General features: G+C 72.3%; 10 protein-coding genes. 5 read left to right on the plus strand and 5 right to left on the minus strand.

From position 1 onward, the window contains the following. Positions 1–111: 111 nt before the first annotated feature. The 5 genes from ABZ899_RS07175 to ABZ899_RS07195 form a co-directional block, all read right to left on the minus strand. The gene (locus ABZ899_RS07175) at positions 112–1,293 is read right to left on the minus strand and encodes an ROK family transcriptional regulator (protein ID WP_361341942.1); all 1,182 of its coding nucleotides are present in this window, start codon (positions 1,291–1,293) and stop codon (positions 112–114) included. A gap of 228 nt (positions 1,294–1,521) precedes the next feature. After that, the gene (locus ABZ899_RS07180) at positions 1,522–2,196 is read right to left on the minus strand and encodes a GntR family transcriptional regulator (RefSeq protein ID WP_361341945.1); all 675 of its coding nucleotides are present in this window, start codon (positions 2,194–2,196) and stop codon (positions 1,522–1,524) included. 163 nt (positions 2,197–2,359) lie between these two features. Then, positions 2,360–3,298 (minus strand): beta-ketoacyl-ACP synthase III, encoded by a 939-nt coding sequence (locus ABZ899_RS07185; protein ID WP_361341947.1) that lies wholly within the window; start codon positions 3,296–3,298, stop codon positions 2,360–2,362. Between the two features lie 159 nt (positions 3,299–3,457). Further along, complete coding sequence (locus ABZ899_RS07190) at positions 3,458–3,586, minus strand: hypothetical protein (RefSeq protein ID WP_361341950.1); 129 nt, start codon at positions 3,584–3,586, stop codon at positions 3,458–3,460. Beyond that, positions 3,576–4,901, minus strand: coding sequence for an OFA family MFS transporter (locus ABZ899_RS07195; RefSeq protein WP_361341953.1), 1,326 nt, complete (start codon positions 4,899–4,901; stop codon positions 3,576–3,578). The genes ABZ899_RS07190 and ABZ899_RS07195 overlap by 11 nt, the downstream gene beginning before the upstream one ends. A 256-nt stretch (positions 4,902–5,157) precedes the next feature. Between ABZ899_RS07195 and ABZ899_RS07200 the strand changes: the two genes are divergently transcribed. Genes ABZ899_RS07200 through fdhD form a run of 5 tightly spaced genes read left to right on the plus strand, consistent with a single transcriptional unit; the run spans position 5,158 to position 11,617 of the window. Next, positions 5,158–6,129, plus strand: coding sequence for a 2-dehydropantoate 2-reductase (locus ABZ899_RS07200; protein WP_361341955.1), 972 nt, complete (start codon positions 5,158–5,160; stop codon positions 6,127–6,129). Next, positions 6,126–8,057 (plus strand): molybdopterin-dependent oxidoreductase, encoded by a 1,932-nt coding sequence (locus ABZ899_RS07205; RefSeq protein WP_361341958.1) that lies wholly within the window; start codon positions 6,126–6,128, stop codon positions 8,055–8,057. Before ABZ899_RS07200 ends, ABZ899_RS07205 begins: the two co-directional genes overlap by 4 nt. Positions 8,058–8,062: 5 nt before the next feature. Beyond that, entirely contained in the window at positions 8,063–9,895 is a 1,833-nt protein-coding gene (locus ABZ899_RS07210; RefSeq protein WP_361342508.1) for an NADH-ubiquinone oxidoreductase-F iron-sulfur binding region domain-containing protein, read from the plus strand. Continuing rightward, entirely contained in the window at positions 9,892–10,752 is an 861-nt protein-coding gene (locus tag ABZ899_RS07215) for a 2Fe-2S iron-sulfur cluster-binding protein (RefSeq protein WP_361341961.1), read from the plus strand. Before ABZ899_RS07210 ends, ABZ899_RS07215 begins: the two co-directional genes overlap by 4 nt. Before the next feature lie 16 nt (positions 10,753–10,768). Further along, positions 10,769–11,617, plus strand: coding sequence for a formate dehydrogenase accessory sulfurtransferase FdhD (gene fdhD / locus ABZ899_RS07220; RefSeq protein ID WP_361341964.1), 849 nt, complete (start codon positions 10,769–10,771; stop codon positions 11,615–11,617). Positions 11,618–11,690 lie beyond the last annotated feature (73 nt).

The raw sequence follows: 11,690 nt of genomic DNA on the forward strand, positions 1-11,690 counted from the left end.
GGGGTGGAGCGGCTCTGGTGCGGCGAGGCGGTGCGGGGGCGTGCGGTGGAGCCGCCGCCCGGCGGTGACCGGGCGGGTGGTGCCGGGGCCGGCCCGGGGGCCGGCGGGTGCCTACGCGGGTGAGAACAGGTGGTCGCTGATGAGGCGGGCGGCGCCGATGACACCGGCGGTGGGGCCCAACTCACCCAGGACGATGGGGAGATTGCCGGTCGCCAGGGGCAGCGACTGGCGGTAGACCTGGGTGCGGATGGCGGCGAGCAGGGTGTGGCCGAGACCGGTCACCCCGCCGCCGATCACCACCAGGCCGGGGTTGAAGAAGCTGACGAGTCCGGCGATGACCTGCCCGACCCGGTTGCCGCCCTCGCGGATCAGGTCGAGCGCGGTGGCGTCACCGGCGGCAGCGGCGGCGGCCACGTCGACGGCGCTGAGGGTGCCGTTCGCCGTCAGGCGGGAGGCGAGTTCCTCCGACAGCCCCTGCTCGGCCGCCTCGACGGCGTCCCGGGCGAGGGCCGCCCCGCTGAAGTGCGCTTCGAGGCAGCCCCGGTTGCCGCAGGCGCACGGGCGTCCGTCGGGGACGGCCTGGATGTGCCCGATGTCGCCCGCGCTGCCGGTGACACCGCGGTGGACGTCACCGCCCGCGACGATGCCGCAGCCGATGCCGGTGCCGATCTTGACGCAGAGGAAGTCGCCCACGGAGCGGGCGACGCCCGCGTGCTGCTCCCCCATCGCCATGAGGTTCACGTCGTTGTCGACCATGACGGGGCAGCCGAGTTCCTGGCTGAGCGCCTCCCGCACGGGGAAGCCGTCCCAGCCCGGCATGATCGGCGGCGCCACGGGGACGCCCTCGGGGAAGCGGACGGGTCCGGGGACGCCGATGCCGGCGCCGTCGAACCCCTCGGCGAGCCCGGACGCCCTCAACTTGGCGGCCATGGACAGGACTTGCTCGAAGACCGCGACCGGGCCCTCGCGGACGTCCATGGGCTGGTTGAGGTGCCCGAGGATTTCCAGTTCGGCGTTGGTGACGGCGACGTCGACCGAGGTCGCGCCGATGTCGACGCCGAGGAAACGCAGACCGGGGTTGAGCCGGATGTTGTGGGAGCGCCGGCCGCCGCGCGAGGCGGCGAGTCCGTCGGCCACGACGAGGTCCGTCTCCAGCAGGCGGTCCACCTCGACGGCCAGCTTGGACCGCGAGAGGTCGATCTGGTCGCCGAGCTGGGCCCGGGAGCTGGGCCCCCCGTCACGCAACAGCTTCAGCAGCCGGGCCTGGTGGGCGTTGGCGGGTCGCGCCGTCATACGTCTCACGTGCCCCTCCCCGCCTCGATCGGCCTGAGTGCCGGAATCCGGCCACCGCGGTGGCCTTGCTTTCGAGGGGAACGTAGCAGTGGCCGCCGGGACTGGGAAGAACTTGCGCAGAGATTGCCGCCAACTTTCTCCACTCACAGGACAAAGACGGACCCCCGTGACGCCCGAGGGGCCGTCACGGGGGTCCGTGGGCGCGTGCTTCCCGCCGCCGGGGCCGGGTTACTGGGCCCGCTGGTGGTAGGACCGCCGGGTGTGCTCGGTGTGCTCCCGCATCAGCTGGGTCGCGCGGGCCTCGTCCCGGTCGGTGATGGCGGCGATCAGCCCGCGGTGCTCGATCCACGACTGGTGGCCGCGCTGCCGGGCGATCGGCGTGTAGTACCAGCGGACGCGGCGATCGACCTGGGCGGCGAGTTCGGCGAGGACGGTGTTCCCGGCGAGCTCCATGACCTTCGTGTGGAAGCGGGCGTTGAGCGCGACGGCGGCGTCCACCTCGTCGGCGGCGACGGCCTGCTCGCCCTGGGCGCACAGCTCCTCCAGCGCGGCGATGCCGGCGCTGTCCGCGTGGGCCGCGGCCAGCCGGGCGGCCTCGGCCTCCAGGAGCGTGCGGACGGTGAGGAGCTGGTCCGCCTCCTCCTCGGTCGGCTCGTGCACGAACGCGCCCTGGGCGGGCCGCAGATCGACCCACCCCTCGGTGTTCAGCCGCTGGAGCGCCTCGCGCACCGGCTGCCGTGACACGCCGAGGTGGCCCGCCAGTTCGCTCTCGACCAGGTGCTGGCCCGGCTGGAGGGCACGGGTGGTGATGAGTTCGAGCAGCGCCTCGTAGACGCGGTCGCGCAGCGGGCCGGGCCGTTCGAGCTTGGGCACCGCACCCTGCGGCAGTCCTGTCGACAACATCGGTTCCCCTCCTGGGTGCACAGCGGGCGACTGCGCCCCCGTGGCCGGCCGTCACCGCGACCCCGTATCGATTGTCTTTCGTCTACAGTCTACGGCGCACCGGCGCGGGAGAGCCGAGGAGTCGGCCACATCCCGCCACCGCCGGCGCCCGCGACCGCCACCGTCAGGGGCAGCGGACGACCTGTCCCGCGTACGACAGGTTGCCGCCGAAGCCGAAGAGCAGCACCGGGTCGCCACTGCAGACGCGGCCCTGCTCCACCAGCTTGGAGAACGCGAGGGGGATGCTCGCCGCCGAGGTGTTGCCGGACTCGGTGACATCGCGCGCGACCACCGCGTTGACCGCCCCCAGCTTCTCGGCGAGGGGTTCGATGATGCGCAGGTTGGCCTGATGCAGGACGACACCGGCGAGGTCCTCGGGGGCGTATCCCGCGCGCTCGCAGGCGCCGCGGGCGATGGCCGGCAGCCGGGTCGTCGCCCAGCGGTAGACGCTCTGACCCTCCTGGGCGAAGCGGGCGGGCTGGCCCTCGATGCGCACCGCGTGCCCCATCTCGGGCACCGAGCCCCACAGCACCGGGCCGATCCCCGGCTCGGCGGACGCCTCCACGACGGCGGCGCCCGCCCCGTCCCCGACCAGCACGCAGGTCGTCCGGTCGGTCCAGTCGGTGACGTCGGACATCTTGTCGGCTCCGATGACCAGGGCGCGCGCGGAGGCGCCCGCCCGCACCGCGTGGTCGGCCGTGGCCAGCGCGTGGGTGAAGCCGGCGCAGACCACGTTGATGTCCATGGCGGCCGGTGAGGGGATGCCGAGCCGGGCCGCCACCCGCGCGGCCATGTTCGGCGACCGGTCGACGGCGGTGGAGGTGGCGACCAGGACGAGGTCGATGTCGCCGGGCGCGAGACCGGCCGACGCGAGCGCCTTGGCGGCGGCGTGCGCGGCGAGTTCGTCGACCGGCTCGTCGGGCCCGGCGATGTGGCGCGTGCGGATGCCGACCCGGGACGTGATCCACTCGTCACTGGTGTCGACCATGCCCGCCAGGTCCTCGTTGGTGAGGACCCGGGCGGGCTGGTAGTGGCCGACGGCGGCGATGCGCGAGCCGTTCATCAGTGGTGATCCCCTCGAACCTCGGGTACGGGATGCACCAGTCTGATCAGTGACCCACCGGTACGACGGCACGTGATGCCACAGGAAACGGACGGCCATGTTGTCGGCTTCTTGCAGACTCCCGGACCTTCCCCGGACGTCCGGTCACCCGCCCGGCGCCTACCCGGTGAACAGCTGCGTCGCCTTGCGGACGAGTTCGTAGAGCCCGTACGCGAGCGGTGCGCCCACCCACACCCAGGCGAAGGCGATCAGTGGGCGCCGGGCGGGCGGGCTGCCGTCACTGGACATCGCTGGCCTCCTTCTCCTTGGGCCGCGTGGCCGGTTCGTGGTGGCGGGGGTGGACCGGCCGCACGAGTTCGTTGGCGACGAACCCGACGGCGAGCAGTCCGATCATGATGAACAGGGACAGGGTGTAGAGGGACGAGCCGTCCTTGCCCGCCTCTTCCTGCCGGTCGGCGATCCAGTTCACGATCAGGGGTCCGAGGACGCCGGCCGTGGACCAGGCGGTGAGGAGCCGCCCGTGGATGGCGCCGACCTGGTAGGTGCCGAAGAGGTCCTTCAGATAGGCGGGGACGGTGGCGAAGCCGCCGCCGTAGAAGGAGAGGATGACCAGCGCGCACAGGACGAACAGCGGCTTGGAGGAGTCGCCCGCCAGCGCGATCAGGGCGTACATCAGGGCGCCGGCCCCGAGGTAGACGCGATAGATGTTCTTCCGCCCGATCAGGTCCGAGGTGGACGACCAGCCGATGCGGCCCGCCATGTTCGCGGCGGACAGCAGGGCGACGAAGCCGGCCGCGGCCGACACCGACACCGGGGTGGAGGAGTCCGCGAAGAAGTCCGTGATCATCGGCGCGGCCTTCTCCAGGATGCCGATGCCGGCGGTGACGTTCATGCAGAGCACGATCCACAGGCACCAGAACTGCGGGGTGCGCACGGCGCTGCGGGCGGAGACCTGCGGCCCGTCGAGGACGGCGCCGGGCCCGTCACCGGAGGGCTTCACGGGGCGCGGCACCCGCACCAGCAGGACGCCGAGCAGCATGAAGACGGCGTACGTCAGGCCGTGCACCAGGAACGCCAGCGCGATCCCGGAGCTGTCGGCGCCGAAGGACTCCAGCATCTGCGCCGACCACGGGGAGGCGATGAGGGCGCCGCCGCCGAAGCCCATGATGGCGATGCCGGTGGCCATGCCGGGGCGGTCGGGGAACCATTTGATCAGCGTGGACACCGGCGAGATGTAACCGATGCCGAGACCGATCCCGCCGACGAAGCCGTAGCCGAAGACGATCAGCCAGTACTGCTCGACCGCCGCGCCGAGCGCGGCGAGCAGGAAGCCCGAGGAGAAGCAGACCAGGGCGACCGTCATCGCCCAGCGGGGCCCCTTGCGCTCCACCAGCGTGCCGCCGAACGCGGCGGACAGGCCGAGCATGACGATGCCGAGCTGGAAGGGCAGCGCGCTCTGGGTGCCGCTGAGGCCGAGGGCCGACTCCAGCGGGGGTTTGAACACGCTCCAGGCGTAGGCCTGACCGATGGACAGATGGACCGAGAGCGCGGCGGGGGGAACCAGCCAGCGGCTCCATCCCGCGGGTGCCATGGGGGGACTCATGATCCCGAACCGTAGGCAGCGACGGGGTCGTTGAGAAGTGAACGGGTCGACCGTCTGCGGTGAACGGTATCCGGGGCGCGACGAACGGTCACCCGCCCGACGGCCCTCGGCGGGGAAGGGCGTGCGCGCACTCTTGCTGACCCCTTATCCATACTGTAGACAATATTCAGTCGACGAGTCGTGACGCGTACTCTCTCCCGCTTCTCCAGCGCAGCCACCTCCGCGGTACTCCCTCGACCGAACGGAGCGTTCCGAAGTGAAAGTTGCAGTCCTCGGCGCCGGTGCCATCGGCGCCTACGTCGGAGCCGCGCTGCACCGCGCGGGTGCCGACGTGCACCTGATCGCCCGTGGACCGCACCTCGCGGCCATGAGGCAGCACGGGGTGCGGGTCCTCAGCCCGCGCGGCGACTTCACCGCCCGCGCCCACGCCACCGACGACCCGGCCGACGTCGGCCCGGTCGACTACGTCTTCCTGGGCCTGAAGGCCAACGCGTACGCGGCGTGCGGGCCGCTGATCGAGCCGCTGCTCCACGAGCGCACGGCGGTCGTGGCCGCCCAGAACGGCATCCCCTGGTGGTACTTCCACCGGCACGGCGGCCCCCACGACGGGCACCGCCTCGAGAGCGTGGACCCGGCCGGCGCGGTCAGTGCGGTGCTCGCGCCCGAACGGGCCGTCGGCTGCGTCGTGTACGCCGCCACCGAACTCGAAGGACCCGGCGTCGTACGGCACTTGGAAGGCACCCGGTTCTCCGTCGGCGAGCCCGACCGCAGTGTGTCGCGGCGCTGTCTCGCCTTCAGCGAGGCCATGGTCGCCGGCGGCCTGAAGTGCCCGGTCGAACCCGATCTGCGCAACGACATCTGGCTCAAGCTGCTCGGCAACATCTCCTTCAACCCGATCAGCGCGCTCGCCCGCGCGACCATGCGGCAGATGTGCCGGCACGGCGGCACCCGCAAGGTCATCGAGATCATGATGACCGAGACCCTGGCCGTCGCCACGGCCCTGGGCTGCGAGGTCGGCGTCTCCATCGAACGCCGGCTCGCGGGCGCCGAGAAGGTCGGCGACCACCGCACCTCCACGCTCCAGGACCTGGAGCGCGGCAAACCGCTCGAACTCGACGTCCTCCTCGCGGCTGTCGTCGAACTGGCGGAGATCACCGGCGTCCAGGTGCCCACCCTGCGCACCGTGCACGCCATCTCGGACCTGCTCGCGCTGAGGAGCGCCGCATGAAGGAACGACGCAAGGACTGTGGACGCAGGAACTACACCCGGCTGACCCACCCCCTGGTGCGCGATTCCCGGGACGAGCCGTTCCGGCGGGCGACCTGGGACGAGGCCCTCGACCGGGCGGCCCGGGGCCTCGAGCGCAACCGGGGCGCGTTCGGCATGTTCTCCTGCGCCCGCGCCACGAACGAGATGAACTACGTGGCGCAGAAGTTCGCCCGGGTCGTGATGGGCACCAACAACGTCGACTCCTGCAACCGCACCTGCCACGCGCCCAGCGTGGCGGGCCTGTCGGCGGCCTTCGGATCGGGCGGCGGCACCTCCTCCTACGAGGAGATCGAGCACACCGACGTCATCGTGATGTGGGGCTCCAACGCCCGTTTCGCGCACCCGATCTTCTTCCAGCACGTGCTGAAGGGCATCCGCAACGGCGCCCGGATGTACGCGCTCGACCCGCGCCGCACCTCCACCGCCGAGTGGGCGGAGAGCTGGCTCGGCCTGAACGTCGGCACCGACATCCCGATGGCCCACGCGATCGGCCGCGAGATCATCCACGCGGGCCTCGCCAACGAGGCGTTCATCGAGCGGGCGACGACCGGCTTCGAGGAGTACAAGGCACTCGTCGAACCGTGGACGCTCTCCCTCGCCGAGAAGGTGACGGGCGTACCGGCCGCCGCCATCCGGCAGGTCGCGCACGCCTACGCCCGCGCCGAACGCGCCCAGCTGTGCTGGACCCTCGGCATCACCGAGCACCACAACGGCACCGACAACGTCCGCGCCCTGATCAACCTCTCCCTGCTGACGGGCCACGTCGGCCGCTACGGCAGCGGGCTCCAGCCGCTGCGCGGGCAGAACAACGTCCAGGGCGGCGGCGACATGGGCGCCATCCCGAACCGGCTCCCCGGCTTCCAGGACATCCTCGACCCGGGCACCCGTGTGAAGTTCGAGTCCGCCTGGGACACGGTGATCCAGCCCCACTACGGCCTGAACCTCACCGAGATGTTCGAGGCGATGGAGGACGGCGACCTGCGGGCCGTCTACTGCATCGGCGAGAACCCCGCCCAGTCCGAGGCCGACAGCGAGCAGGCCGTACGGCGGCTCGGGCAGCTGGACTTCCTCGTCGTCCAGGACATCTTCCTGACGAGGACGGCCGAGCTGGCGGACGTCGTCCTCCCCGCCACCGCCGGGTGGGCCGAGACCGAGGGCACCACCACCAACAGCGAGCGCCGGGTCCAGCGGGTGCGCCGGGCCGTCACCCCGCCCGGTGAGGCCCGCGAGGACATCGACATCATCTGCGACCTCGCGGCCCGGCTCGGCCACGACTGGAAGTACGCCGACGCCGAGGCCGTGTGGAACGAGCTGCGGTCGGTGTCGCCGGACCACCACGGGATGACGTACCGGCGGCTGGAGGAGCACCAGGGCATCCAGTGGCCCTGCCCCAGCACCGACGGGCTCGAACCGGGCTATCTGCACGCCCGGTTGTGGGAGGCCGACCCGGCGAGGCGCGGGATGGCGGCGCCGTTCGGGATCGTCCAGCACGATCCGCCGGTCGATCTCACCGACGAGCGGTACCCGATCCGGCTCACCACTGGGCGCCGGCTCGACTCCTACAACACCGGTGTGCAGAGCGGCAGTTTCGCCTCCCCGCTGCGGCGCGGCGAGTTCGTGGAGATCAGCCCCGAGGACGCCGAGCGGTACGGGGTCGTCGTCGGCGAGAAGGTCCAGGTGACGTCGCGGCGCGGCAGCGTCGTCGCGCCGGTGTGGGTGGACACCGCGCTGCGGCCCGGCCTGGCCTTCATGACCATGCACTTCCCCGACGAGGTGGACACCAACCAGCTGACGATCGAGGCGAACTGCCCGATCGCGGGGACGGCGGAGTTCAAGGCGTCGGCGATCCGGATCGACAAGCTCCCCGTCGCGACCATCGTGAGGTGACGCAAGTGGACCTGCACTTCGGCGACAGCAAACCGACGGACGACGAATGGGCGGCCGTCGACGCCCTGCTCGGACCCCCGGAGTCCTCGTGGGAGGGCGCCGCCCGCGACGAGACGCGGGCCGCCGACCTGAGGTGGGCGCGCGGCGGCCGGGCCGCCCGGGACCGCCGCGACCTGCTGCTACCGGGGCTGCACGCCCTCAACGACCGGATCGGCTGGATCAGCGAGGGCGCCCTCGACTACCTGTGCCGGCGGCTGACGGTGCCGCCGGCGGAGGCGTACGGCGTCGCCACCTTCTACGCCCTGTTCTCGGTGCGGCCACGCCCCGCGACCGTGCTGCACGTGTGCACGGACCTGGCGTGCGCGGCGGCCGGCGCGAGCGAGCTGTGCGCCGGGATCGAGGCGCGTCTCGGGCCGGGCAGCGGCGTGAGCGTGCAGCGGAGCCCCTGCCTCGGCCTGTGCGAACGAGCCCCCGCCGCCCTCGCGGTGAAGGCCGGCGACCCGGTGCGTACGGCGGTGTCGGCACCGGCGACCGTGGAGGAGGCCGTGCTCGCCGCGAGCGCGCCGGACTCCGCGCCCGGGGAGCCGCCCGCGGTGATGGCGGTGCCGCAGGCCGGGGACCCGGCGCTGACGCTGCTGCGGCGCGTCGGCGTCGTCGACCCGGCCTCGCTGGACGACTACCGGGCCCACGGCGGGTACACCGCGCTGCGCCGGGCCTTCGAACTCGGTCCCGCCGGGGTGATCCGGGAGGTCACCGACTCGGGCCTGGTCGGGCGCGGCGGCGCCGCCTTCCCCACCGGCCGCAAGTGGCAGGCCACGGCGTCGCAGCCGGACCATCCGCACTACCTCGTCTGCAACGCCGACGAATCCGAGCCGGGCACCTTCAAGGACCGGGTGCTCATGGAGGGCGACCCGTACGCGCTGGTCGAGGCCATGACGATCGCCGGGTACGCGACGGGCGCCCACCGGGGCTACCTGTATCTGCGCGGCGAGTACCCGCGCGCCCTGCGCCGCCTGGAGCACGCGATCACCCAGGCCCGGGCGCGCGGCTTCCTCGGGGACGACGTCCTCGGTCAGGGGTACGCCTTCGACATCGAGATCCGCCGGGGCGCGGGCGCCTACATCTGCGGCGAGGAGACCGCCCTGTTCAACTCCATCGAGGGCTACCGGGGCGAGCCGCGCTCCAAGCCGCCGTTCCCGGTGGAGAAGGGGCTGTTCGGCAAGCCGACGGTGGAGAACAACGTCGAGACGCTGGTCAACGTCCTGCCGATCCTGACCATGGGGGCCCCGGCGTACGCGGCCGTCGGCACGGCGCGGTCCACCGGCCCCAAGCTGTACTGCGTGTCCGGCAGCGTGGACCGCCCCGGCGTCTACGAACTCCCCTTCGGCGCGACCCTCGGCGAGCTGCTGGATCTGGCGGGCGTCCGGGACGGGCTGCGGGCGGTGCTGCTGGGCGGCGCGGCGGGCGGCTTCGTCCGGCCCGACGAGAGGGACATTCCGCTCACGTTCGAGGGGACCCGCGCGGCCGGCACCACCCTCGGCTCGGGGGTGGTCATGGCCTTCGACGGCTCCGTGCCGCTGCCCCGGCTGCTGCTCCGCATCGCCGAGTTCTTCCGCGACGAGTCGTGCGGGCAGTGCGTGCCGTGCCGGGTCGGCACGGTACGGCAGGAGGAGGCGCTGCACCGGATCGCCGAGCGCACGGGCGCGGCGGCCGCCGACGACATCGCCCTGCTCCGGGAGGTCGGCCGCGCCATGCGGGACGCCTCCATCTGCGGTCTCGGGCAGACCGCGTGGAACGCCGTGGAATCCGCGATCGACCGACTGGGGGCCTACGCATGACCGCGATACCGCTGGGAGTGCCGCGCCGGCTGGTGGAGTTCACCCTCGACGGGCAGGAGACCCGGGTCCCGGAGGGCTCGACGATCCTCGACGCCTGCCGGGCCGCCGGGAAGGACGTCCCCACCCTGTGCGAGGGCGACACGCTGCGGCCCAAGAACGCCTGCCGGGTGTGCGTCGTGGAGGTCGAGGGGTCCAGGACCCTGGTGCCCGCCTGCTCCCGCAGGGCCGAGGCGGGCATGGAGGTGCGCACCGGCACCGAACGCGCCCGGCACAGCCGCAAGGTCGTCCTGGAGCTGCTCGCCTCGTCCGTGGACCTGTCGACCACGCCCCGCGTCGCCGGATGGCTCAAGGAGTACGAGGCGAAACCGGACCGGTTCGGCCCGGACGCCGCCCGTCTCGACGAGGAGCCGAAGGTCGACAACGACCTCTATGTGCGCGACTACGACAAATGCATCCTCTGCTACAAGTGCGTGGACGCCTGCGGCGACCAGTGGCAGAACACCTTCGCGATCTCCGTCGCCGGACGCGGCTTCGACGCGCGGATCGCCGTCGAGCACGACGCCCCGCTCACCGACTCGGCGTGCGTGTACTGCGGCAACTGCATCGAGGTGTGCCCGACGGGAGCCCTGTCGTTCAAGTCGGAGTTCGACATGCGTGCGGCGGGTACCTGGGACGAGTCGGCTCAGACCGAGACGACCACCGTGTGCGCGTACTGCGGTGTGGGCTGCAACCTCACGCTCCATGTGCAGGACAATGAGATCGTGAAGGTCACCTCGCCGCACGACAACCCGGTGACCCACGGCAATCTGTGCATCAAGGGCCGCTTCGGCTACCAGCACGTCCAGAACCGGGACTGACGGGACTGATCGAGACATGGGACGAGTCACGGAACGACGCAAGGTGATCCGGATCAGGGACGGGGCGGTCTCCACCCGGCCGGACACCCTCGTCGCGGAGGAACCCCTGGAGATCCGGCTGAACGGCAAACCGCTCGCCATCACCATGCGCACCCCGGGCGACGACTTCGCGCTCGCCGCCGGGTTCCTGGTGAGCGAGGGCGTCCTCGCCGAGCAGGCGGACCTGCAGAACATCGTCTACTGCGCGGGCGCGACCGCCGACGGGTCCAACACGTACAACGTGGTGGACGTGAAGACCGCGCCGGGCGTGACCGTCCCCGACATCACCCTCGAACGGAACGTCTACACCACCTCGTCCTGCGGGCTGTGCGGCAAGGCGAGCCTGGACGCGGTGCGGACGACGGCCCGCTGGCCGATCGACGACACTCCCCCGGTCCGGGTCGACCCCGACCTGCTCGCGAGCCTCCCCGACCGGCTCCGCGCGGCCCAGCGGGTCTTCGACCGGACCGGGGGCCTGCACGCGGCCGCCCTCTTCTCCGAGGAGGGCGAACTGCTCGACATCCGCGAGGACGTGGGCCGGCACAACGCGGTCGACAAACTCGTCGGCCGGGCCCTGCAGAACGGGGACCTGCCGCTGTCCCGGGCGATCCTGCTGGTGTCCGGGCGGGCCAGCTTCGAGCTGGCGCAGAAGGCCGTGATGGCGGGCATCCCCGTCCTCGCGGCGGTCTCCGCGCCCTCGTCCCTCGCGGTCGACCTGGCCGCGGAGACCGGGCTGACCCTGGTGGGCTTCCTGCGGGGCAGCTCGATGAACGTGTACGCGGGGGACCACCGGCTCGCCCTGCGGACCGCGGCCGCCCGAGGCTGACCGGCCCCCGCGACACGGCGGAGGGGCCCCGGCCGGCGGGGAGCGCCCCCTGCGCCGTCCCCGGGGCCCCACT

The sequence above is a fragment of the Streptomyces sp. NPDC046859 genome (assembly GCF_040645135.1).
Classification (GTDB): Bacteria; Actinomycetota; Actinomycetes; order Streptomycetales; family Streptomycetaceae; genus Streptomyces.